The organism is Azospirillum brasilense (assembly GCF_001315015.1).
Lineage (GTDB): Bacteria > Pseudomonadota > Alphaproteobacteria > Azospirillales > Azospirillaceae > Azospirillum > Azospirillum brasilense.
Genome location: NZ_CP012915.1, coordinates 1,304,190 through 1,326,734, shown reverse-complemented (window position 1 = coordinate 1,326,734; position 22,545 = coordinate 1,304,190). Strand labels below are relative to the sequence as shown.

The following is a 22,545-nucleotide window of genomic DNA, read 5'->3' as shown; positions in this document are numbered from 1 at the left end:
CGGGAGGCCTTACCGGCTGTCGATGATGGACGCCAGCAAGGACCGCGCGTAGGTCACAAGGTATTTGTTGTATTCCGTCATCAACAGGCTGGCGGTGCCCGGCCACAGCCACCAATCGTTAAGACGCACGTTGGGGGAGGCGACGGGGTGGGGCACCACCTCGACCTCCGGGATCACCATGCGGAACTCCAGCAGGCTGCGCATCATGTGGTAGTTGGCGGTCACCAGCCGCATCGAGCCGTAGCCCTGCGCGCGCAGCCAGTCCGCCGTCTCGTAGGCGTTGCCGATCGTGCTGTCCGCCGAATAGCCGAGCGTGATGCAGCATTCCATCTCGCCGGGGAACTGGCGGGAGCGCTTCAGAAGCTCCTGCACCTCCAGCCCCTCGTAGACGCCGGAGACGAACAGCCGGTGCGCCCGCCCGTCGGCCAACAGCTCCAGCCCGGTGCTCAGCCGGCCGCTGCCGCCGGTCAGCACGACGATGGCGTCGGTGTTGCGGGTCGCCTCGGCGCTGCCCGGCGGCGGCGGGCTGCGGGGGATCGAGGCGGCGAACCAGAACAGCCCGCCGAGCCACGCCAGCCCGCCCAGCATCGCCAGCAGCAGCAGCCGTCGGAATGCCCGCAGGAGACGGGCGCGCCGCGAGGGGACCGCCATCCCTCAGCCTCCGGACGGATGGAGCGGGCGGGCGGTCACGGCATCGACTCCAGCGTGCGCAGCACCGTCCAGCGCGCGGTCAGGGCGGCCAGCAGGCAGGCGGCCAGCGGCACGGCGGCCAGCGCGGCGACGGCCCACCAGGGGGAGGTGGCGAGGTCCGGCAGCAGGCTGGCGTGAAGCCCGGCGGCGGCGTGGCCGATCCCGCCCAGAGTCCCGGCGGCCAGCAGCAGCCCGGTCATCCCGCCGCGCAGGGTCAGGCCGATGACGTGCGATTCGAACTGCCGCGCCACATAGCGGTCGGTGGCCCCCATCAGGTGCAGCAGCTCCACCACATGGCGATGGATGGCGAGGCCGGAGCGCACGGCGAAGATCACCGCCATCACGCCCGCCCCGCCGATCAGCGCCACGATGCCCAGTGCCGCCAGATGCATCGCCCCGGCGAAGCGGCGCAGGTCGGCCAGCCACACCGCGTGGTCGTCCAGCGTGGCGCCGGGCGCGGCGGAGGTCAGGCGCGCCGACAGCGCCGCCGTGTCCACCGGCCCGTTGGTCATCACGTCGATCAGCCGCGGCATCGGCAGCAGCGGGTCGGCGGCCTCCTTGCCCAGCCAGGGTTCGAGCAGCCGGCCGACGTCGCCGCCGGACAGGAGGCTGGCGGTCGCGATGCCGGGGGTGGCGCGCAGGACGGTCAGCGCCGCCTCCGTCCGCTCCTCCAGCGGGGCGGCCTGGGCGCTGTCGGGCAGCGGCATGACCTGCACGGTCAGCCCGCCGGCCAGACCGCTGTCCCAGCGCCGGGTCATGTCCGAGACGAGCAGGGCCCCGGCCAGCGCCAGCGCCGCCAGATAGACCATCAGCGCGGTCAGCCACATCAGGAAGCGCGAGGTGGGGTCCTTCGCCAGCGGCAGGTCGGAGTTTCGGCGGGTTAGCGGCGGCAGGGCCATGGCGTGTCTCCTTCCCTCCGCGTCAGGCCCAGCGCGAGGCGTGCGCCGGCAGGACGTGCAGGCGCCCGTTCTCCAGCATCAGGCGCGGGTGCTCGAAGCGGCGGATCAGCGCCTCGTTGTGCGAGGCGATGACCACGGTGGTGCCCAGCTTGTGAAGCTCCTCGAACAGGTAGAGCAGGCGCATGCCGATGCCGTCGTCCACGTTGCCGGTCGGCTCGTCGGCCAGCAGCAGGCGCGGGCGGTTGATGACCGCGCGGGCGATGGCGACGCGCTGCTGCTGTCCACCCGACAGGGTGGAGGGCAGGGAGTTCAGATGGTTGCCCAACCCCACCCAGCGCAGGATCTCCGTGCAGTGCTCCACCACGTCGGATTCGCGCGCGCCGCCCATGCGCAGCGGCAGGGCCACGTTGTCGAGCGCCGAGAGATGGTCGAGCAGGGCGAAGTCCTGGAACACCACCCCGATCTGGCGGCGCAGCGCCGGCAGATCGGTGCGCTTGACCCGCGCCATGTCCTTGCCGAACAGGGTGACCAGCCCGCGCGACGGGCGGAGCGCCAGATACATCAGCTTCAGCAGCGACGACTTGCCGGCCCCGCTCGCCCCCGTCATGAAGTGGAACGAGCCGGGCGGCAGGGTGAAGCTGATGTCGCGCAGCACCTCCGGTCCGGTGCCATAGCGCAGTCCCACATTCTCGAAACGGATCACAGTCCCACCAAAGGCGCAACGGAAGGCCCCGGCGACGTCCCGCCGGGTGCGCGGATGGACAATGCACCGGCAGGGGCCGGCGCGTCCACCGCTGTCCGTCCCGTCCCGCCGATCATCCGGTTCGGGACGCGGTTCGGGACGGTCGCACGCACCGCCCGTGCGTTCCTTGCTTCACACCCCATGACTACCTATAAGGACAGTCTGCAATTTCGGTGACAACGATCGGCATCTATGATCATCACCTGCCCGGCCTGCGACACACGGTACACTCTTGCCGATTCGGCGGTCGGTCCGCAGGGCCGGAAGGTGCGTTGCGCCCAATGCGGACACATGTGGTGGCAGTCGCCGCAGGATGAGGCCGCCTTTCCCCCCGACGCGGTGACCGAGTTCCATCCGGTCCCGCCGCCGTCCAAGGCACCGGCCGCCAAGAAGTCGGCGCCCGGCAAGCCTCCGGCGGACCCGGGCGCGCGGCGCCGGGCGCTGGTCGGCTGGGGGAGTTTCGTTGCGGTCCTGCTGGCCATCGGCGCCGCCGGTTACTTCGGCCGCGCCACCGTGGTACGGTTGTGGCCTCCGGCCGCCCTGTTCTACGAAACGGTCGGCCTGCCGGTGGAGCCGCCGGGCACCGGTCTCCAGCTTCAGAACGTCCGCTCCGAACAGAAGGCCGAGGACGGCAAGACCGCTCTGCTCGTGGAAGGGCAGATTCTCAACGTCTCCGAAGCGGCGCGCACGGTGCCGGCGCTGCGGGTCACCGCGCTGGGCGCCGACCGTCAGCCGCTGAGGAACTGGACCGTCGAGCCGGTGCCGCCGCAGATCCTTCCCGGTGAGATCGCCACTTTCCGCGATGTCCAGACGGACGCCGCGGGGGTGCTGGAGGTCATGATCACCTTCGATGGGGGTCGCTGAGCACCGCTCCATTAGGATGGTGGGCCCGTTAGGGCGCGTAGCCCCGGATGATCAGGGAAACCGCGCCGTCGACAATCCGGGTCAGCTGCTCCTCGGTCGGGCGCTCGGACAGGCACAGCATGAAGCGCAGGTGCGTGTGCGACTTGACGAGTCCGACGAACTGCTCCGCCGCCAACTGCGGGTCGGGAATGCGCAGCAGGCCGCGGCCGTCGAGGTCGGTCATAAAGGCGCTGATGTGCTCCATGGTGCGGGCCGGGCCCGCCTCGTAGAAGGCGCTCGCCAGCTCGGGGAAGCGGTGCGCCTCGCCGACCACCACGCGGTAGCCGGCCAGCGCCTGTGGCGAGAGGATCAGCGTGACGAAATGGCGGGCGATCAGGCGCAGCCCATCGGCCATGTCGAGCGCGCGCGCCTCCTCGCAGACGGCGGCCATCGCCTGACCCTTGCATTCGCGAGCGACCATGACGCGGAACAGCTCGTCCTTGCTGCCGAAATGGGCGTAGAGGGTCGCCTTGGACACGTTGGCCGTCTTGGCGATGGCGTCCATGCTGACGGCGCCGTAGCCATGGTCCAGGAACAGCTTTCCGGCGGCCTCCAGGATCTGCGCGGGCTTCGATCCTGCCTCCGGGGTGGGGGCGACCAGCGTGCTCATGCGTTCCTCATGTCCTGAAGCCGGGTGTCCTGAAACCGGCCCTGCGTCCTGTTCTACCACGGTGCCGGCGGTGCTTGCGGGACTTCGTATGCCGAGTCCCCGCTGCCGTAGCGCGTTCCGCATTCAACCACAATCCCAAACGTTAAAACTAGACCGTTCAGTTCACTCTTGACAACAGGTAGGCCCGCGATCATCTTTTCGCAAGACTAAACTGAACGGTTCAGTTTCGGCGGGGCGGCAGCAAGCCGGACCGTGCCGGGCAAAGAACCGAAACGGGTGGGTTGGATCACGATGAAAGCCGTGCGGAAGATCGTTCTGTCGGGTGTGGCGGTGGCGGTGCTGGCCGGTGGCGGTTACGCCGGCTGGGAGTGGTGGACCGAGGGTCGCTTCTTCGAGTCGACCGACAACGCCTATGTCCACAGCGACATCACGGTGGTGAGCCCCAAGGTCTCGGCCTATGTGCGGGACGTCCGGGTGGCGGAGAACCAGCAGGTCGCCGCGGGCGACGTGCTGGCTGTGCTGGATGACCAGGACTTCCGCGCCAAGGTGGCAGAGGCCGAGGCCAATGTCGCCGCGCAGAAGGCGGCGCTCGGCACCATCGACAGCAAGCTGCAGCTCCAGAAGGCGATCATCGATCAGGCCGCCGCCTCGGTCTCCAGCGCCGAGGCCGAGCAGCGCCGCGCCCAGCAGGATTTCGACCGCACCCGCGCGCTGGCCAGCGACAGCTGGGCCAGCCGCCAGAAGTTCGAGACGGCAGACGCCGACCTGCGCAAGGCGACGGCGGAGACCGCCCGCAGCCGCGCCGCGCTGGTCGCGGAACAGGATCAGGTCGGCGTGCTGAACGCCAGCCGCAGCGAGACCGACGCCCGGCTGCGCCAAGCGGAGGCCGCCCTGCAGACCGCGCGCAATGACCTGAACAACACGGTCATCCGCGCCCCGGTGGACGGGGTGGTCGGCAACCGCGGCGTCCAGGTCGGCCAGTACGCGCGTCCGGGCGTGCAGCTTCTCTCGCTGGTGCCGCTGCCCGACGTCTATGTGGTCGCCAACTTCAAGGAGACGCAACTCGCCCGCATGCGTCCCGGCCAGCCGGTGACGGTGGAGGTCGACGCCTATCCGGACAAGCATCTGCTCGGCCGGGTGGAGAGCTTCGCCCCGGCGTCGGGCTCGCAGTTCAGCCTGCTGCCGCCGGAGAACGCGACCGGCAACTTCACCAAGATCGTCCAGCGCGTGCCGGTGCGCATCGCCCTGCCGCGCGACAGCGCGCTGTCCGGCCTGCTGCGTCCCGGCCTGTCGGTGGTGGCCGAGGTCGACACCCGCGGCGCCGAGGAGCAGCCGCACGACAGGAACACCGTCATGGGCGCGCTGGTCCCCGGCCGGACGGTCGCGTCGAAGTAACCGCACCGACACCCGTTTTACGTTCCAATCTCTTTCGTCCTGGAGAGGGCGACCATGACCGCCATCACCAACGACGACACCCCCACCGCCCGCAACGCCAATCCCCCGGCGGATGCGGGTGGCGAGACCGCCGCGTCCCGGCTCCAAACTCCCCCGCCCCCCGCGGGCCGGGGCGCGGCGGCTCCTTCCCCTTCCAGTGTCGGGTCCAGCGCCGGGCCGCGCCCGGTGAGCACGCGTGACTGGCTGGGCTTCCTGTCCATGGTCGTCGGCATGTTCATGGCGATCCTGGACATCCAGATCGTTTCCAGCTCCCTGTCGGAGATCCAGGCGGGCCTCGCGGCCAGCGCCGATGAAATCTCGTGGGTGCAGACTTCCTACCTCATCGCCGAGGTGGTGATGATCCCGCTGTCCGGCATGCTGGCGCGGATTCTCTCCACCCGCGTGCTGTTCACCATCGCCGCCGCCGGCTTCACCCTGACCAGCGTCGCCTGCGCCTTCACCTCCAGCATCGAATCGATGATCGTGTGGCGGGCGCTCCAAGGCTTCATCGGCGGAGCGATGATCCCGACCGTCTTCGCCACCAGCTTCTCGCTGTTCCCGCCGGAAAAGCGGGCCGGCGTGTCGGTGATGATCGGTCTGGTCGCCACCATGGCGCCGACGCTGGGGCCGACGCTGGGCGGCTGGCTGACCCAGAGCTTCTCCTGGCACTGGCTGTTCCTGGCCAACGTGCTGCCGGGCATCGCCGTGACCTCGCTGGTGTGGACGCTGGTCGACGTGGACAAGCCCAACCCGGCGCTGCGCAAGGGTTTCGACTTCATCGGGCTGGGGCTGATGGCCGCCTTCCTCGGCAGCCTGGAGTTCGTGGTCGAGGAAGGCCCGCGCCAGGACTGGTTCCAGGACGAGTATGTGGCGATCTTCGCCGTGGTCGCCGTGGTGTCCGCCGTCGGTTTCTTCTGGCGGGTCCTGACCTACGGCAACCCGATCGTCGAGCTGCGCGCCTTCCTGGACCGCAACTTCGCCATCGGCTCGCTCTACAGCTTCATCATCGGCATCGGGCTCTACGGGGCGGTCTATCTGCAACCGCTGTTCCTGGCGCGGGTGCGCGGGCTGAACAGCCTGCAGATCGGCACGATCATGTTCGTGACCGGCGCCTTCCAGTTCCTGTCCGCGCCGATCGCCGGCGCGCTGTCGAAGAAGCTCGACCTGCGGGTGATGCTGGCGATGGGGCTGTGCCTGTTCGGCACCGGCGTCTGGCTGAACGCCCACCTGACCAACCAGTCCGGCTTCTGGGAGCTGTTCCTGCCGCAGGCGGTGCGCGGCCTGTCGCTGATGCTCTGCTTCATCCCCGTGAACACCATCGCGCTCGGCACCCTGCCGCCGGAGCAGCTCAAGAACGCGTCGGGCCTCTACAACCTGATGCGCAACCTGGGCGGCGCCATCGGTCTGGCGGCGATCAACACCGTGTTGCTGGAGCGGGCGTCCCTGCACATGAACCGGCTGGGCGACAACCTGAACCTCGCCCGTCCGCTGGTGCAGGAGACGCTGGACGGTCTGGCCGCCAAATTCGACGGGCTGGTCGCCGACCCGCAGGCCGCCGCCATGAAGACGCTGGCCCGCATGGTCGAGCGCGAGGCGATGGTGCTGACCTTCAACGACTGTCTGCTGCTGATGGCCGGGGTGTTCTTCGCCGGGCTTCTGCTGATGCCGCTGGTGCGGCGTCCAGGCGGCAAACCGGCGGCGGCGGATCACTGATCGCGGCGTGGCCGTCGGGGGTGTGGCCGTCCCGGGTGTGGCCGTCCCGTCGCGCCGGTGAAGCGTCCCGGTGACCGGCGCCTGTCTTCGTGCTATAGGGCAGGCCGTCGCGTCGAAGGGTCTTTCCGCCGTCATGAGCAAGCGCCAATACACCCGCGCCGAGGTCAAGGAACTGCTGTCCGCGCTGGAGCGCCAGTGCCGGGAGGCGTCGAAGCTGGCCCAACTGGCCGAGCATGAGGCGAGCAAGCACAGCTTCGGCGCCTACCGCGAATTCCGCGACAAGGTGGGCGAGTTCCAGGCGCTGGTCATCCTGATCGAGCAGCGGCTGCGCAACCTCGTGGACACCCGCTCCGACGACCTGCGCGACCAGTTCGAGCGGCTGGACACGGTGATGCTGGCTCTTCTGGTACGGGCCAGCATGCGCTTCTTCTTCGTGCTGTCGGCCAACCCGATCCTGCCCATGGGCGCCCGCGAGATTTTCGTGGCGGAGCTGCGCAGCCTGCACGACGCCCACGAGAAGCTGAAGCGCCCCAACTACGCCGGCAAGCTGGGCTCGGACCTGGAGCGCGATCTGGAGACCGCCTCCCTGATCCTGGAGGAGATCATCGACAAGGCGCCGAGCCTGCTCAACTTCCGCGGCGGCGGAGGGGCGTAACCGGCCTCAGCGCTGGATCAGCGCGCTTTCCTTGCCGGACAGCACGAACACCTTGGCGTAGCTCTTGAGAAGCGCGTCGATCAGGGCGTTGACCTTCGGGCTGGACATGGCCCGCGGCTTGGCCGGATCGACGTGGAGGACGCAGCTGTCCTTGACGTCGTTGAAGGCGGCCAGGGCGTGGATGCGGTCGGGCCGGAACTCGTCGGGGAAATTCTCGTCCATCAGCCAGAAGCATTGGAAGTTCCGGCAGGACTGCGGACGCTCCTCATAGACCGTGCATCCCTTGCCCTGGTCGCAGGACACGCACCACTTGGCCGAAGGCTTCTTCAGTTCGGGCACGCCCATCAGCTTGCAGCACAGCGTGCATTCTCCGCAGTTGCGGTCGGCCATAACGCGAGATCCTGATCTGTCCCAATGAAAGAGCGCGGACACTCGCACAAAGGGCGGTGCCGGGGAAAGTGTCCGTTGGATGGGGGGCGGAATGGAGCCGGGATTGGAGGATGCGGGCCTTACGCCAAGCTGGGAAGGACCAGCGGTTCCTCCGCCTCGCGGAGCAGCAGCGCCTCGATGGCGTCGGCGGGGGCCGGGCGGGCGTAGAGATAGCCCTGCGCGTACTTGCACATGATGTCGCGCAGGAACTCCGACTCCATCTCGGTCTCCACGCCTTCGGCGACCGCCTCCATGCCCAGGATGGCGGCCAGCGTGGCGATCACCTGCACGATGGCGGCGTTGCCTTCGCCCGACGAGATGGCCTGGACGAAGCTGCGGTCGATCTTCAGCGTGTCCGCCGGGAATTTGTGCAGGTAGGACAGCGACGAATAGCCGGTGCCGAAGTCGTCGATGGACAGGCGCACGTCCATGTCGCGGATGCCCTGCATCAGAACCCGGCACTTGGCGGGGTCCTTCATCAGCAGGCTCTCCGTGATCTCCAGCTTCAGGCTGGAGGGCGGAACCCCGCTTTCCAGCAGCACGTCGCTCACCAGCCCGATCAGGTCGTCGTCGCTGAACTGGCGGGAGGAGACGTTCACGCTCATGAACAGCGGGGTGGGGCGGGGGAAGCTGGTCTGCCACCGGCCGAGCTGGCGCGCCGCCTCGCGCAGTGCCCATCGGCCCATCGGCACGATCAGCCCCGATTCCTCGGCCAGCGGGATGAATTCGCCCGGCGGGACCAGCCCGCGCTCGGGATGTTTCCACCGCATCAGCGCCTCGAACCCGGCGATCTGGCCTGAGGACAGGGCGACGATTGGCTGGTAATAGAGGACGAGCTGGTTTTGCTCCAACGCCATGCGCAGGTCGGTTTCCGTGCGCATCTGGGCCATCGCCTGACGGCGCAGGTTGCTGTCGAAGACGTCGATGCGCGCCCGACCGCCTGACTTGGCACGGTACATGGCGAGGCTGGCGTCGCGCAGCATCTCCTCCGCCCGGTCGTAGCCGGAGACGCTGAGCGCGATGCCGATGGAGGCGGACAGAACGAACTCGTGCCCGTCCAACGCCAGCGGCCGCGCGACGGCCTCGCCCATGCGCTCCGCGGCGGACAGGGCGTCGCCCACGTCATCGATGCCGTCCAAGAGAACGGCGAACTCGTCCGCCGACAGGCGGGCCAGCGTGTCGCCCATGCGGCGGGTGTCGTCCAACCGCTCGGCGATGGTCTTCAGCAGCCGGTCGCCGACGCTGGATCCCAGCGCGTCGTTGATCGACTTGAAACGGTCGAGATCGATGAAGATGACGGCGAAGGCTTTGCCGCCAGCACGCCGGTTGCGGTCGAGCGCCTGACCGATGCGGTCCAGCAGAAGGGTGCGGTTGGGCAGTCCGGTCATGCCGTCGTGGAAGGCGTCGAACAGAAGCTGCTGCTCCGCCCGCTTCTGGGCGGTGATGTCGGTCATCGAGCCGGCGATTCGCACCGACCGGCCCGACCCGTCGCGAACGGCGAGTCCGCGGACCAGCATCCACAGCTCATCCCCGTCGGCGGCCTGGATGCGGAAGACGTGCTGAAGATGCTCCCGCTCGCCCGTCAGATGCAGGTCGAAGGCAGTGCGCAGCCCGGCCAGATCGTCGGGGTGCACGCGGTCGAACCACTCGCCGATGCGGTTGGACAGGCTGTCCATGGCGAAGCCGAGCATCGCTGCCCAGCGTGGGGAGTAATAGACCTCGTCCGTGTCAAGCCGCCAGTCCCACAGCCCGTCGTTGGCGCCCGCGGCGGCCAGCGCGTAGCGTTCCTCGCTCTGCAGCAGGCGTTGCTCGGCGGTCTTGCGGTCAGTGACGTCGGCCTGGCTGCCGACCAGACGCACCGGGCGGCCCTGCGTGTCCAGCACCGCGATGCCGCGGCAGGCCATCCAGCGGATGCCGCCGTCGGCGTGGTGCACGCGGTATTCGATCTGGAAAACGGTGTTGTCGCCGCCCAGGGCGTCGAGCGCCTCGCGCAACGAACGGCGGTCGTCGGAATGGACGCGCTCCATCCATTCATCCGGGCTGTTGCCGACGCTGCCTTCCTCAAGACCGAGGAGCGACAGCCAGCGCGGCGAATAATAGGCGGTTCCGGAGTCGAGATCCCAATCCCACAACCCATCATTGCTGGCCGCGGCGGCGAGGGCGTATCGCTCCTCGCTCTTGCGGAGCTGGGCTTCGGCGTGCTTGCGGTCGGTGATGTCGGCGACCGACCCGACGAGACGCACCGGATCGCCCGATTCGTCGGGCACCGCCATGCCGCGGCAGACCAGCCAGCGCCAGCCGGAGTCGCCATTGTCCGGCGACAAGCCGGCTCCGGCACGGCGGACGCGGTGTTCGATCTGGAAAGGAAGCGAGACGCCAACCATCTGGCCTTCGAAGGAGGCGTAGAGCCAGTCGATGTCGTCGGGGTGGACGTGGTCGAGCCAATCTTCCGGGCGATTGATCTCGCCCGGCGGCAGGCCGAGAAACTCCTTAAAGCGGGGAGACAGGAACATCGTATCGTTGCGAAGGTCCCAGTCCCAGACGCCCTCGGAGCCAGCTTTCTCGGCCAGCAGATATCGCTCGATCGTGCTGCTCAAAGCCCCCTCACCGCCGCGGCGCGCCCGCATTCTGTCATTCGCAACATAGTGCCCGAATGGTGAATGAGAAATGAAGCCCTGTTGCGAAGGATTTGCGCCATGCTGGCGGAAAGCGTGACCGATCCCGCTTCGCGGGCACTCCGTGGCACGCCTGGGCGCCCTGGGCGAGCCCCGCAGATCCCGTCAACGTAAGGAAGCAGCCGTATGGAGTGGTCCGATCAGGGCGTTGTGCTGTCGGCCCGGCCGCATGGCGAGACCTCGGCGGTCGTCACCCTGCTGACGCGGGACCATGGGCGGCACGCCGGCATGGTCATGGGCGGGCGGTCCAGCCGCACGCGGGCGGCGCTGGAGCCCGGCACGCTGGTGTCGGCGCGCTGGCGCGGGCGCCTGCCCGAACATCTGGGCAACCTGACGCTGGAGGTGGTGCAGGGCTATTCCGCCGCCTTTTTGGACGACCCGTTGCGACTCGCGACCTTGACCGCCGCCTGCGCCCTGGCCGAGGCCGCCCTTCCGGAACACCAGCCGCACCCGGCGCTGTTCGACGGGCTGTTGGCGCTGTTCGGACTGCTGGCCGGCGATGCCTGGGCCGAGTCCTATGTGCGGTGGGAGGTCGGGCTGCTGGCGGAGCTCGGATTCGGGCTGGATCTCGATCGTTGCGCGGTGACGGGGGCGAACGACTATCTCGCCTACGTCAGCCCGCGCACCGGTCGCGCGGTGTCGGCGTCGGCCGGGGAGCCCTACCGCGACCGGCTGCTGCCGCTGCCCGGATTCCTGATCGGTCTGGGCGGCGGGGGGCCGCAGGCGGTGGCGGAGGGACTGCGCCTGACCGGTCATTTCCTGGAGCGCCATCTCCTCAACGGCCCACTGCCGCCCGCAAGGCTGCGATTAAGAGAACGTTACGAGAACGCTGTGGCGCGTGGCCGCTAGATTTGGTATCCACACGCCATGACGTCCCGAGACCCTGCCCAAGACCCCGTCCTCGACATCCAGGAGAAGCCGCTCCGCGACGCGCTGAGCGAGCGGTATCTGAGCTACGCGCTGTCCACCATCATGGCGCGGTCGCTGCCCGACGTGCGCGATGGGCTGAAGCCGGTGCACCGGCGTCTGCTCTACGCCATGAGCCAGCTGCGGCTCGACCCCTCGACTCCGCCGAAGAAGTCGGCCCGCGTGGTCGGCGACGTGATCGGCAAGTTCCATCCGCACGGCGACACCTCCGTCTATGACGCGCTGGTCCGCTTGGCGCAGGACTTTGCGGTGCGCTACCCGCTGGTGGATGGGCAGGGGAACTTCGGCAACATCGACGGCGACAACGCCGCGGCCATGCGGTACACCGAGGCGCGCCTGACCGATGTCGCCAAGGCGCTTCTGGAAGGCATCGACGAGGACGCGGTCGATTTCCGCCCGACCTACGACGGCGACGGGGACGAGCCGGCGGTCCTGCCCGCCAACTTCCCCAACCTGCTGGCCAATGGCTCCAGCGGCATCGCGGTCGGCATGGCGACCAACATCCCGCCGCACAACGCCGCCCAGCTCTGCTCCGCCCTGCGGCTGATCGTGAAGTACAGGCAGCGCCGCGAGAAGGCGCTTCTGGCCGGCAAGGAGGCGCCGCCCCCTCCTTCGATCGAGGATCTGGTCACCCTGATCTCCGGCCCCGACTTCCCGACCGGCGGCGTTCTGGTGGAGCCGCGCGCCAACGTGGTGGAGGCCTACCGGACCGGGCGCGGCTCCTTCCGCCTGCGCGCCAAGTGGGAGGTGGAGAAGCTGGGGCAGGGCACCTGGCAGGTCGTCGTCACCGAGGTCCCGTATCAGGTGCAGAAGGCCCGTCTGGTCGAGAAGATCGCGGAGCTTCTGACCAACCGCAAGCTGCTGCTGCTGGAGGACGTCCGCGACGAGTCGGCGGAGGACGTGCGTCTCGTCCTGGTGCCGAAGAGCCGCAACGTCGACCCCGAGGTCCTGATGGCCTCGCTGTTCCAGACGACCGATCTGGAAATCCGCTTCGCCATGAACATGAACGTGCTGGGCAAGGACAATGCCCCGCGCGTCATGAACCTGTTCGAGGTGCTGGACGCCTTCCTCGACCATCGGATGGAGGTTCTTGAGCGCCGGTCCCGCCACCGGCTGGCCAAGATCGACCACCGGCTGGAGGTGCTGGGCGGCTATCTGATCGCCTATCTGAACCTTGACGAGGTGATCCGCATCATCCGCGAGGAGGACGAGCCGAAGCAGGAGCTGATGCGTGCCTTCTCCCTGACCGAGGTGCAGGCCGAGGCCATCCTCAACATGCGGCTGCGCAACCTGCGCAAGCTGGAGGAGATGGAGATCCAGCGCGAGAACGACGCGCTGAGCGCCGAGAAGGCCGGGCTGACGGAGCTTCTCTCCGACACGGTTCTGCGCTGGGAGAGGATCGGCAAGGAGACGGAGGAGACGCGCAAGCGCTTCGGCGAGGACCGCCGGACGCAGGTGGCCACCGCGACGGCAATCATCGACATCCCCGTCGATGCCATGGTGGAGCGCGAGCCGCTGACCGTGCTGTGCTCTCAGAAGGGCTGGATCCGCGCGGTGCGCGGCCATCTGACCGACGCCGAACGTCTCGACGTCAAATACAAGGAAGGCGACAAGGAAGGTTTCTGGGTCCATTGCGAGACCACCGACAAGCTCCTCGTCTTCGGCACCAACGGCAAATTCTACACGCTGTCCGCCGACAAGCTGCCGCGCGGGCGCGGCTTCGGTGAACCGGTGCGGCTGATGATCGATCTCGGCAACGAGGCGGACATCATCACCCTGTTCAAGCACCAACCCGACCGCCGCCTGCTGGTCGCGTCGGAGGATGGGCGCGGCTTCCAGGTCGAGGAGAACGAGGTCGTCGCCCACACCCGCTCCGGCAAGCAGGTTCTCAACCCCGACGACAACAAGGACGCCAAGATCTGCATCCCAGCGGAGGGCGACCACGTCGCCGTCATCGGCAACAACCGCCTGATGGTGGTCTTCCCGTTGGAGCAGGTGCCGGTGATGGCCCGCGGCAAGGGCGTGCAGCTCCAGAAGTACAAGGACGGCAGCCTGTCCGACCTGAAGGTCTTCACCGTCGCCGAGGGGCTGAGCTGGAAGCACGGCGAGCGGCAGTTCAACGTCACCAACCTGACCGGCTGGCTGGGCAACCGCGCCGGCGTGGGCAAGATGCCGCCCAACGGCTTCCCCAAGGTCAACCGCTTCACGTAAGCCGGCCGTTTCCCGGCCCCATACACCTAACGTTGCGCGCAAACGGGGGGCTTTCGGCCCCCCGTTTCACTTTTGGCGGAATCTCCGACGGAAAATTCCCGAATTGGTAGGGCTGAGCCATGCTCGGGCTTGAAGTCTGCCCCGCGATTCCGGCATAGTCGTTGTATCAAAATGAACTCGGTGCCGCCGACCGAAGGAGTGCCCGAAGGGCGCGCCGGGGGCCGGAGGAACACCGGGCGACAGGGAGGCACGCGCATGGTCACCACAGATCCGTGTGAAGGTACAGCGGCGACACAGGGGCCTGTCTCCATCAGCCCCGGTCCGTGACCCGCACGGTGACGTCGATCCGGCGTTGCCAGACAACTTCCTCAAAAACAACAGCCTTTCGGTTCGCACGCCGCGCTCCCTTTCCGGGGGCCGGAACGGCGGTGTGCGCCCACGCCGGGACGAGAGGACCCAAGGAGACCGCCATGAAACGCCGTACCTTCATCACCAGCGCCGGTGTCGGTGTCGCCGCCAGCACTTTGGCCGCTCCCGCCATCGCGCAGAGCAACCCCGAGATCAAGTGGCGCTGCGCGTCGAGCTTTCCCAAGAGCCTGGACACCATCTACGGCGGGGCCGAGCGGGTGGCCAAGCGCGTTGCCGAGATGACCGAGGGCAAGTTCCAGATACGCACCTTCGCCAGCGGTGAGATCGTCCCCGGCCTTCAGGTGCTGGACGCCGTGAAGGACGGCACCGTGGAGTGCGGCCACACCGTCTCCTACTACTACGTCGGCAAGGACCCGACCTTCGCCTTTGACGCGGCGATGCCCTTCGGCTTGAACGCGCGCCAGCAGAACGCCTGGATGACCCACGGCGGCGGTATGGAGCTGATGCGGGAATTCTTCAAAGGCTACAACATCATCCAGTTCGCGGCGGGCAACACCGGTACCCAGATGGGCGGCTGGTTCCGCAACGAGTTGAAGACGGTGGAGGATCTGAAGGGGCTGAAGTTCCGCATCGGCGGCTACGCCGGCACCATCCTGCAGCGTCTGGGGGTCGTGCCACAGCAGATCGCCGGTGGCGACATCTATCCGGCGTTGGAGAAGGGCACCATCGACGCGGCGGAGTGGGTGGGCCCCTACGACGACGAGAAGCTGGGCTTCAACAAAGTCGCCAAATATTATTACTATCCCGGCTGGTGGGAAGGCGGCCCGCAGGTGTCCTTCCTCGTCAACATGCCGCAGTGGGAGCAGCTTCCCAAGCATTATCAAGCGATTCTGGAGGCGGCCTGCGCCGACGCGACCGCCGACATGCTCGGCAAGTACGACGTGGTGAACATGCTCGCGGTGAAGCGTCTGGTCGGCACCGGCACCCTGCTTAAGCCTTATCCACGAGAGATCCTTCAGGCCTGCTATCAGGCGACCTTCGACGTCTACGAAGAGGAAGCCGCGAAGAACGAGAAGTTCCGTAAGATCTACGAGCAGTGGCGAAAGTTCCGTGACGAAGAATATCAGTGGTTCCGCGTTGCTGAATACACCTTCGATACCTTCGTCTACTCGACTCCGGCGCTGAAGAAGAAATCGTAAAGGAACATTGGTCACGAAAAAGCCCCGCTGAAGCGGGGCTTTTTTGTTTGCCGATGATCGAGCAAGATTCCCGGTTCCGACTCCTCCCCCGTCGGGCGGGAGAGGAGGGAATGGAAGGCCGGTTACTTGCCCTGCAACTGCCGCATGAGGTCGGCGTTGGGGTCCTCGGCCGGTTGTTCCGGCGCGCCGAAGGGCGGCGGCGGCTCGCCGGTATCGAAGGACGGGATATCGATCTGGATGTTGTCGATGTTGATCGGCTCACCACGGTCCAGGCCGCTGAAGACCATCTCCGGGAATATGATGACCAGAGCCACCATGATCAGCTGGATGCAGACGAACGGCACGGCGCCCCAGTAGATCTGGCCGGTGGTGATCTTTTTGATGATCTTCCCGGTGATCTTGTCCTTGTAGTCCTCCCGTGGAGCGACGCTTCGCAGGAAGAACAGGGCGAAACCGAAGGGCGGATGCATGAAGGAGGTCTGCATGTTGACGCCCAGCAGGACGCCGAACCAGATCAGGTCGATGCCCAGCTTCTCCGCGACCGGGGCGAGCAGCGGCACGATGATGAAGGCCAGCTCGAAGAAGTCGAGGAAGAAGGCGAGCAGGAAGACCATGATGTTGACGACGATCAGGAAACCCAGTTCGCCGCCCGGCAGGCCGGTCAGCAGATGCTCCACCCACAGGTCGCCGTTCACGGCGCGGAACACCAGACCGAAGACCGTCGAGCCGATCAGGATGAAGATGACGAAGGAGGACAGCTTCGCCGTCGTGTCCATCGCCTGACGCATCAGCGACCAGCTGAGCTGCCGCTTCATGAGTGCCAGGATCATGGCGCCCGCGGCACCCATGGCGCCGCCTTCCGTCGGCGTCGCGATGCCGAGGAAGATGGTGCCCAGCACCAGGAAGATCAGGACCAGCGGCGGCACCAGCGAGGTCAGCACCCGGAACAGGAGCTGGAAGCCGCGCAGGGAGCGGGCCTCCAGCGGCAGGGCCGGAGCGAACTCGGGGCGGACAATGCTGACGACCAGGATGTAGCCGGCGTAGAGGCCGGTCAGCACCAGGCCGGGGACCAGGGCGCCGGCGTACATGTCGCCGACCGAGCGGCCGAGCTGGTCGGCCAGGATGATCAGCACCAGCGACGGCGGGATGATCTGGGCCAGCGTGCCCGACGCCGCGATGACGCCTGACGCCAGTCGCCGGTCATAGCCGTAGCGCAGCATGATCGGCAGCGAGATCAGGCCCATCGAGATGACCGACGCGGCCACCACGCCCGTCGTGGCGGCGAGCAGCGCGCCGACGAAGATCACCGCGTAGGCCAGGCCACCGCGCAGCGGACCGAAGAGCTGTCCGACCGTGTCGAGCAAGTCCTCGGCCATGCCGGATCGTTCGAGGATCAGCCCCATGAAGGTGAAGAAGGGAATGGCCAGCAGCGTGTCGTTGCGCATGATGCCGAAGACGCGCTCCGGCAGCGCCTGGAACAGCGCCGGGGTCAGCAGACCCAGCTCGATGCCGATCAGACCGAAGAGGAGGCCGTTCGCGGCGAGCGCGAAGGCGACCGGGAAACCCATCAATAGGAAAAGAACAAGCGCCGCGAACATCAGCGGCGCCATGTTCTCAATGAGGAAGGCGGCCATCGTGTGTGGTCCCCGGTCTCTTAGGAGTGGCTGTGCATCTTCTCGCCGGGCTGGTCAATGAGACCGGCCAGGAAGGCGATGCGTTTGATCAGCTCGGACACCGCCTGCATGGTCAGCAGGAAGAAACCGGCGGGAACCAGGATCTTGGCCGGCCAGCGGATCAGGCCGCCGGCGTCGCTCGACATTTCCTTGGTGATGAAGCTGTCCCAGAACATCGGCCAGGAGAGCCACATGATCAGGATGGCCATCGGGAACAGGAAGAAGAGGATCCCGAAGATGTCCACCATGCACTGGACGCGTCTGGAGAAGCGGCCCAGCACGATGTCGATGCGGATGTGTTCGTTGCGCAGGAACGTGTAGCCCGAGCACAACAGGAAAATTGCAGAGAACAAATACCATTGCAGCTCAAGCCAGGCGTTGGAGCTGTAATGGAGGCTGTAGCGGATGGTCGCGTTGCCGGCGCTGACGATCACGGCGACCAGCACCAGCCAATAGACGAGCTTGCCGATGCCGTCGTTGACAGCATCGATCAGCCCGCTGATTCGGAGCAGGAACCTCAACGGAGAGCCTCCCTGTTGGTTTGGAACGGGTGTATCCCCGTCCGTTCCTTTTGTTGCCCTGTGAACGGTGGCGCTGGGCGCCGGTTCAATCTTTTATGGTAACACCATGGGGTGTTTGCTGCGGCAATATTCCGCAGGAGGCCCCGGCAGCGCAAGAGCTTGAAAGCCTTTATACGTGATTGCCCCAATAGTCTCCGATCTCAGGCAATCCGGCGTGCGGTCCGTCAGTCTTCCGGATCGTTTGGCAGGGGGAACCAGCCGTCGCGGCCCAACGCTTCCAGGGGGCGGAACTTGGCCTTGTAGGCCATCTTGCGGCTCTGGGCGATCCAATAGCCGAGATAGACGTAGGGCAGCCCGTCCGCCTGGGCGCGCTCCAGCAGGCTGAGGATCATGAAGCTGCCCAGGCTGCGGCGGTCCTGGCGGGGATCGTAGAAGCTGTAGACGGCGGAATAGCCGTCGGTCAGCCGGTCGGTCAGCATGCAGCCGACCAGCCGCCCCTCCGCGTCGCGGGCTTCGAACAGGCTGGTGTCGGCGCGGCCCTCGTCGATCATGGCGGCGAAATCGGCCATCGCCATGCGCGCCATGTCGGATTCGCCGTGGCGGGAATTCTGATAGAGCGAGAACAGCCGGTACTGCTCCGTCGTGGCGGCGGCTGGCGCCTCCGCCAAAGTCAGGTCGCCGTTGGCTCGGCGGACGCGCTTCTGCGACCGGGTGGGGGCGAAGGCCCCCACCGGGATGCGGACCGGGACGCAGGCTTGGCAGTTCGGGCAGACCGGCCGGTAGACGATGTCGTGGCTGCGCCGGAAGCCGGCGCGCGACAGGGTGGAATTGACCTCCGCCGAATAAGGACCCAACAGCCGGGTGAACAGCTTGCGCTCCACCCGTCCCGGCAGATAGGGGCAGGGCATCGGCCCGGACCGGAAGAACTGCTGGAGCGGGCGGAGTTGCGGCTGGATGACCGACATCGGGCTGGCTGACTTCTGAATCACCGGCCCATGGGCCGGCTGTTGGGGTTCGGCGGTTGGAGACGGTGCTGAACGAAGGCTACTGGGACTGGCTCTGGGTCATGGGGACGGTGTCCTGGCCGAAGAAGGCGCGTCCGATCTCGGTGGTGATGCCGCAGAGCTGGGCCTGCACGCCGTCCAGATACTCGTGCAGGCCGAGTTGGATCACCTCTTCGATCGGGCGGGCCAAAAGCGCGCCGAGCAGTTCGTCCACCTTTTCCATCGCGTCACTGCCATTGCGCAGGGTGTAACGGGACTTCAGGCGGGTCAAGAGGCCGTCGATCTGTCGCACACACATCACAACGGACCGTGGGAATCCCTCGTTGAACATCATGAAGCCGGCGACCGTGGTGGGCGACATGCCGCGCGGGTAGACGCGCCGGAAGGCGTGGTACCCGGCGGCCGAGCGCAGCACCGTCGTCCACTGGCTCATGTCCAGCGTGGAGCCGACCGCCACGGGGGAGGGCAGCAGCGTGTGGTACTTGATGTCGAGCAGGCGGGTGGTCTGGTCCGCCCGCTCGATGTACTTGCCGAGCTGGTAGAAGTACCAGCCCTGGTCGCGGTAGAAGGTGCCCTCGGTGATGCCGGTGTGGGTCTGGCACTCCTCCTTGATCCAGGTGCAGACCTTGGACAGGTTGGGCAGCGCGACGCCCTTGCCGTTCATTTCCACCAGCTTGTTGTGGAACACGTTGATCTGCGTCCACATCTCGGTTGAGATCCAGGGGCGCAGGACGCGGGCGTTCTCCCGCGCCATCCGCAGCATGGACACCAGCGAGTTCGTGTTCTGGGTGTCGAACATGTAGTAATGAACCACCGCCTCCGCCGTGGGGCGGTCGTGGCGGCTGAAGAAGTCCTTCTCGTCGGCGTTGAGCTGGACGATGGAGAACCAGTTGGTCATTCCCCGCGTGTCGCGCGCGAAGGTCTCATGCACGTCCAGGATTCGGGCGAGGTTTTCGGCGCGCTCCATGTAGCGCGCCATCCAGAAAATGCATTCGGCGTAACGGGCCAGCAGATTCACGACGCGCTCCCTTCCTGTGCCCCATCCTGAAGAACCCCATCCTGGAGAACCCAGGTGTCCTTGGACCCGCCGCCCTGCGACGAGTTGACGATCAGCGTGCCCTTCTTCAGCGCCACGCGGGTCAGGCCACCGGGCAGCACCCAGGTGTTCTTGCCGGTGATGGCGAAGGGGCGCAGATCGACGTGGCGGGGATCGATGCCGTCGTCGGTCACGGTGGGGCAGACCGACAGGTCGACCACCGGCTGGCTGATGTAGTTGGACGGATCGGCCAGCAGCTTGGCCCGGCACTCCGCCAGCTCCTCCTTGCTGGCGCGCGGGCCGATGGTGATGCCGTAGCCGCCGGCCTCGCCGACCGGCTTGACCACCAGCTTGTCCAGGTTGTCCAGCGTGTACTGCAGCGCGTCGGCCTCGCGGCAGATGCGCGTGTCCACGTTGGGGATGATCGCCTCCTGGTCCAGGTAGTATTTGATCATCCGCGGGACGTAGCAGTAGATCGCCTTGTCGTCCGCCACGCCGGTGCCGATGGCGTTGGCCAGCGCCACGTTGCCCTTGCGGTAGGCCTCCATGATGCCCGGCACGCCCAGCATGCTGTCCGGGTTGAAGGCCTTGGGGTCGAGGAAGGCGTCGTCGATGCGGCGGTAGATCGAATCGACGCGCGCCAGACCGTTGGTGGTCTTCATGTAGACGCGGTCGTTCTCCACCACCAGATCGCGCCCCTCGACCAACGGCACGCCCATCTCGCGCGCCAGGAAGATGTGCTCGAAATAGGCGGAGTTGTAGGAGCCGGGCGACAGCAGCACGACCTGCGGGTCGGCGACGTCCTGCGGCGCGATCTCCATCATCGCGTCGAGCAGCTTGTGCCCGTAATTGTCCACCGGGCGGATGCCGATGTCCTGCATCAGGTCAGGGAACACGCGCTGCATCATGTGGCGGTTCTCGACCACGTAGGACACGCCGGACGGCACGCGTCCATTGTCCTCCAGCACGCGGAAGGTCCCCTCGCGGTCACGGACCAGATCCGTGCCCATGATGTGAATGTAGGTGTCGAACGGCACGTCCAGCCCGACCATCTGCGGCCGGAAGCAGCCGTTGCCCAGCACGAGGTCGGCGGGGATCACCCCGTCCTTCAGGATCTTCTGGTCGTGATAGATATCGTGGAGGAACAGGTTCAGCGCCGTGACGCGCTGGGTAATCCCGGCTTCCAGATGCGCCCATTCCTTTGCCGAGATGACCCGGGGAATGATGTCGAAGGGCAGAATCCGGTCCACCGCGTCCTTGTTCGAGTAAACGAGGAAGGTGATGCCCAGATTGTACAGTTCACGTTCGGCGTCCTGCGACCGCCGCAACAGATCCCCGAAGTTCAGACCGGCCAGTCTCTGCCGGATCAGCGCCGAGTGCTCGGCTGGATAATCACGGCCTCCGAACAATTCGTCGTAGTAAAGGCCGGGATCATAGTTCGTCAAAAGGTCAGTCGCCTTGCCTTCGGGTACGCTCACAGACTCCCCCGCAGCTAACGCCCTTGATTGACCGATGCCGTATGGCAATGGTGTCTGCCGCGAAGTATGAACCATCGCTTCGCCATTTGAACAGGGCAAACATTCCCCGCGTTGTGCAGCGCATCGACAAAACAAGAAGAGGTACGTTCAAAGGCAAGGAACTAACGCCTTGGTACCAACGCCACATCGGCTTTGGTATCAATTCGTGGCGGCGGGCGCGGCGGCGGTCTTGCTTTCGCGCAGCAACACCATGCTGATGCGGCGGTTGCGCGGACTGCCGGGCTGGTCGGGCACCAGCAGATCGCGGTCGGCGCGGCCGATCACGTCCTGGACGCGCTCCTCCGGGATGCCGCCGGCGATCAGGGCGCGGCGCGTGGCGTTGGCGCGTTCGGTGGAGAGGTCCCAGTTGTCGCGCCCGGCCCCGGAGGTGAAGGGAACGCCGTCGGTGTGGCCGCTGATCGACAGCTTGTTGGGCAGCTTGGCGAGCGCCTTGGCCACCTGCATGACGAGCTGGCGGGTCTGCGGGTACATCTGGCCCGACCCGCCGGGGAACATCGAGACGCGGTCCTGGTCGACGATCTGGATTCGCAGACCCTCCGGCGTCTGGTCGATCATCAGATTCTGGGCCAGCGGCTCCAGCTCCGGCACGGATTGGATGGCCTGCCGGATCTCGGTGGCGGCCTGCTGGAACTGGCGGGCTTCCTTCTGGGCGTCCTGCAGCTTCTCGCCGCCCTCCTTCACCCGTTCCGCGAAGTCGGACAGCCGCTCGCCCGGCTTCTGGCCGGGAATGCCGAGCTGCTTGGCCTGCTCCTCCAGCCGCTTCTGGTAGTCGAGCCGCGACTCGCTGGACTTCTGTTCGGCGGTCGAGGCGGGCGGCGGCGGGGCGGCGTCGGTCGGGTCGTTCGCCTCGTCGTCCTCCTGGGTCGAGTGGCCGGGCGGACCGGAGACCGGAACGTCGGCGGACATCGGCGAGGAGGGGGAGATCTGGGCGCCCGGCGCGGTGATGGTGCGCCCGCCCAGCATGCCGCCGGACCCGGAGCTCTCACGGCTGACCGAGGTGGGCGAGAAATAGTCCGCGATGCCCTTGCGCTGGTCCGACGTGGTGACGTTGAGCAGCCACAGCAGCAGGAAGAAGGCCATCATCGTCGTCACGAAGTCGGCATAGGCGACTTTCCAGGCGCCACCATGGTGGCCGCCATGGCCGCCCTTCTTCTTCTTGATGATGATCGGCCGTTCGCCGCCGGACGGGTTCGCTGACATGAAGCCTTGCTGAGTGGGGCCCTGTGGTCGGGAATTCGTGGCCAGTGCGGACACCCGGAGGGTGGGGTGTTATCCTTAAGATCCATTTAATGCGGCGCATAGCGGCTTCCGCCCGCT

At 66.8% G+C, this 22,545-nt stretch carries 19 protein-coding genes and 1 pseudogene; 8 read left to right on the top strand and 12 right to left on the bottom strand.

Features of this window, described 5'->3' with window-relative positions; genetic code table 11:
• Positions 1-9: 9 nt before the first annotated feature.
• Genes AMK58_RS19715 through ftsE form a run of 3 tightly spaced genes read right to left on the bottom strand, consistent with a single transcriptional unit; the run spans position 10 to position 2,292 of the window.
• Positions 10-651, bottom strand: coding sequence for a YdcF family protein (locus AMK58_RS19715; RefSeq protein WP_059399323.1), 642 nt, complete (start codon positions 649-651; stop codon positions 10-12).
• A 35-nt stretch (positions 652-686) separates the two neighbouring features.
• Positions 687-1,589: a cell division protein FtsX gene (locus AMK58_RS19710; RefSeq protein WP_059399322.1), complete on the bottom strand. Its 903-nt coding sequence runs from the start codon at positions 1,587-1,589 to the stop codon at positions 687-689.
• Positions 1,590-1,611: 22 nt separating this feature from the next.
• Positions 1,612-2,292, bottom strand: coding sequence for a cell division ATP-binding protein FtsE (gene ftsE / locus AMK58_RS19705; protein WP_014198283.1), 681 nt, complete (start codon positions 2,290-2,292; stop codon positions 1,612-1,614).
• Between the two features lie 231 nt (positions 2,293-2,523).
• On the opposite strand from ftsE, the pseudogene AMK58_RS31975 reads away from it, so the two are divergent.
• Positions 2,524-2,616, top strand: a pseudogene (locus AMK58_RS31975) (zinc-ribbon domain-containing protein); the annotation flags it as partial.
• 6 nt (positions 2,617-2,622) lie between these two features.
• Positions 2,623-3,195, top strand: a complete 573-nt coding sequence (locus AMK58_RS19700; RefSeq protein WP_059399321.1) for a DUF3426 domain-containing protein — start codon at positions 2,623-2,625, stop codon at positions 3,193-3,195.
• A 28-nt stretch (positions 3,196-3,223) separates the two neighbouring features.
• On the opposite strand, the gene AMK58_RS19695 is transcribed toward AMK58_RS19700, so the two are convergent.
• On the bottom strand, positions 3,224-3,844 hold the full coding sequence (locus tag AMK58_RS19695) for a TetR/AcrR family transcriptional regulator (protein ID WP_059399320.1): 621 nt from the start codon (positions 3,842-3,844) through the stop codon (positions 3,224-3,226).
• A 291-nt stretch (positions 3,845-4,135) separates the two neighbouring features.
• Here AMK58_RS19695 and AMK58_RS19690 point away from each other — a divergent pair, with 291 nt between their 5' ends.
• The 3 genes from AMK58_RS19690 to AMK58_RS19680 all read left to right on the top strand — a co-directional run bounded on the left by AMK58_RS19690 (position 4,136) and on the right by AMK58_RS19680 (position 7,646).
• Positions 4,136-5,239: an HlyD family secretion protein gene (locus AMK58_RS19690; protein WP_035678501.1), complete on the top strand. Its 1,104-nt coding sequence runs from the start codon at positions 4,136-4,138 to the stop codon at positions 5,237-5,239.
• 54 nt (positions 5,240-5,293) lie between these two features.
• Positions 5,294-6,991: a DHA2 family efflux MFS transporter permease subunit gene (locus tag AMK58_RS19685; RefSeq protein WP_079285421.1), complete on the top strand. Its 1,698-nt coding sequence runs from the start codon at positions 5,294-5,296 to the stop codon at positions 6,989-6,991.
• A 133-nt stretch (positions 6,992-7,124) separates the two neighbouring features.
• Complete coding sequence (locus tag AMK58_RS19680) at positions 7,125-7,646, top strand: hypothetical protein (RefSeq protein WP_035678484.1); 522 nt, start codon at positions 7,125-7,127, stop codon at positions 7,644-7,646.
• 6 nt (positions 7,647-7,652) lie between these two features.
• Here AMK58_RS19680 and AMK58_RS19675 read toward each other — a convergent pair whose 3' ends face one another.
• Positions 7,653-8,036, bottom strand: coding sequence for a hypothetical protein (locus tag AMK58_RS19675; RefSeq protein ID WP_014198290.1), 384 nt, complete (start codon positions 8,034-8,036; stop codon positions 7,653-7,655).
• Between the two features lie 119 nt (positions 8,037-8,155).
• Positions 8,156-10,672: a sensor domain-containing protein gene (locus AMK58_RS19670; protein WP_035678503.1), complete on the bottom strand. Its 2,517-nt coding sequence runs from the start codon at positions 10,670-10,672 to the stop codon at positions 8,156-8,158.
• A gap of 204 nt (positions 10,673-10,876) precedes the next feature.
• On the opposite strand from AMK58_RS19670, the gene recO reads away from it, so the two are divergent.
• The 3 genes from recO (at position 10,877) to AMK58_RS19655 (ending at position 15,456) form a co-directional block, all read left to right on the top strand.
• On the top strand, positions 10,877-11,599 hold the full coding sequence (recO, locus tag AMK58_RS19665; protein ID WP_035678487.1) for a DNA repair protein RecO: 723 nt from the start codon (positions 10,877-10,879) through the stop codon (positions 11,597-11,599).
• Positions 11,600-11,617: 18 nt separating this feature from the next.
• Complete coding sequence (gene parC, locus AMK58_RS19660) at positions 11,618-13,888, top strand: DNA topoisomerase IV subunit A (protein ID WP_035678489.1); 2,271 nt, start codon at positions 11,618-11,620, stop codon at positions 13,886-13,888.
• A 470-nt stretch (positions 13,889-14,358) separates the two neighbouring features.
• Positions 14,359-15,456 carry a TRAP transporter substrate-binding protein gene (locus AMK58_RS19655; protein ID WP_059399319.1) on the top strand — a complete coding sequence of 366 codons (1,098 nt, stop codon included), beginning with the start codon at positions 14,359-14,361 and terminating at the stop codon, positions 15,454-15,456.
• A gap of 122 nt (positions 15,457-15,578) precedes the next feature.
• Here AMK58_RS19655 and AMK58_RS19650 read toward each other — a convergent pair whose 3' ends face one another.
• From AMK58_RS19650 to AMK58_RS19625, 6 genes are all read right to left on the bottom strand, one after another.
• Positions 15,579-17,090 carry a TRAP transporter large permease gene (locus AMK58_RS19650; protein ID WP_059399318.1) on the bottom strand — a complete coding sequence of 504 codons (1,512 nt, stop codon included), beginning with the start codon at positions 17,088-17,090 and terminating at the stop codon, positions 15,579-15,581.
• A gap of 20 nt (positions 17,091-17,110) precedes the next feature.
• Positions 17,111-17,650: a TRAP transporter small permease subunit gene (locus AMK58_RS19645; RefSeq protein WP_035678512.1), complete on the bottom strand. Its 540-nt coding sequence runs from the start codon at positions 17,648-17,650 to the stop codon at positions 17,111-17,113.
• 224 nt (positions 17,651-17,874) lie between these two features.
• On the bottom strand, positions 17,875-18,615 hold the full coding sequence (locus AMK58_RS19640) for an arginyltransferase (protein ID WP_035678513.1): 741 nt from the start codon (positions 18,613-18,615) through the stop codon (positions 17,875-17,877).
• 79 nt (positions 18,616-18,694) lie between these two features.
• A complete protein-coding gene (locus tag AMK58_RS19635) occupies positions 18,695-19,672 on the bottom strand; it encodes an alpha-E domain-containing protein (RefSeq protein ID WP_035678514.1) in 978 nt (325 codons plus the stop codon).
• Positions 19,669-21,168 carry a circularly permuted type 2 ATP-grasp protein gene (locus AMK58_RS19630; protein WP_051140577.1) on the bottom strand — a complete coding sequence of 500 codons (1,500 nt, stop codon included), beginning with the start codon at positions 21,166-21,168 and terminating at the stop codon, positions 19,669-19,671. The genes AMK58_RS19635 and AMK58_RS19630 overlap by 4 nt, the downstream gene beginning before the upstream one ends.
• Before the next feature lie 198 nt (positions 21,169-21,366).
• Entirely contained in the window at positions 21,367-22,428 is a 1,062-nt protein-coding gene (locus AMK58_RS19625) for a flagellar motor protein MotB (protein ID WP_059399317.1), read from the bottom strand.
• Positions 22,429-22,545 lie beyond the last annotated feature (117 nt).

Excerpts from the sequence above, each read along its gene's own strand:
- AMK58_RS19680 (WP_035678484.1), top strand. The coding sequence starts at position 7,125 with ATGAGCAAGCGCCAATACACCCGCGCCGAGGTCAAGGAACTGCTGTCC.
- AMK58_RS19695 (WP_059399320.1), bottom strand. The coding sequence starts at position 3,844 with ATGAGCACGCTGGTCGCCCCCACCCCGGAGGCAGGATCGAAGCCCGCG.
- AMK58_RS19650 (WP_059399318.1), bottom strand. The coding sequence starts at position 17,090 with ATGGCCGCCTTCCTCATTGAGAACATGGCGCCGCTGATGTTCGCGGCG.
- AMK58_RS19675 (WP_014198290.1), bottom strand. The coding sequence starts at position 8,036 with ATGGCCGACCGCAACTGCGGAGAATGCACGCTGTGCTGCAAGCTGATG.
- AMK58_RS19710 (WP_059399322.1), bottom strand. The coding sequence starts at position 1,589 with ATGGCCCTGCCGCCGCTAACCCGCCGAAACTCCGACCTGCCGCTGGCG.
- recO (WP_035678487.1), top strand. The coding sequence starts at position 10,877 with ATGGAGTGGTCCGATCAGGGCGTTGTGCTGTCGGCCCGGCCGCATGGC.
- AMK58_RS19685 (WP_079285421.1), top strand. The coding sequence starts at position 5,294 with ATGACCGCCATCACCAACGACGACACCCCCACCGCCCGCAACGCCAAT.
- AMK58_RS19655 (WP_059399319.1), top strand. The coding sequence starts at position 14,359 with ATGAAACGCCGTACCTTCATCACCAGCGCCGGTGTCGGTGTCGCCGCC.
- AMK58_RS19715 (WP_059399323.1), bottom strand. The coding sequence starts at position 651 with ATGGCGGTCCCCTCGCGGCGCGCCCGTCTCCTGCGGGCATTCCGACGG.
- parC (WP_035678489.1), top strand. The coding sequence starts at position 11,618 with ATGACGTCCCGAGACCCTGCCCAAGACCCCGTCCTCGACATCCAGGAG.
- AMK58_RS19640 (WP_035678513.1), bottom strand. The coding sequence starts at position 18,615 with ATGTCGGTCATCCAGCCGCAACTCCGCCCGCTCCAGCAGTTCTTCCGG.
- AMK58_RS19690 (WP_035678501.1), top strand. The coding sequence starts at position 4,136 with ATGAAAGCCGTGCGGAAGATCGTTCTGTCGGGTGTGGCGGTGGCGGTG.
- AMK58_RS19700 (WP_059399321.1), top strand. The coding sequence starts at position 2,623 with ATGTGGTGGCAGTCGCCGCAGGATGAGGCCGCCTTTCCCCCCGACGCG.
- AMK58_RS19625 (WP_059399317.1), bottom strand. The coding sequence starts at position 22,428 with ATGTCAGCGAACCCGTCCGGCGGCGAACGGCCGATCATCATCAAGAAG.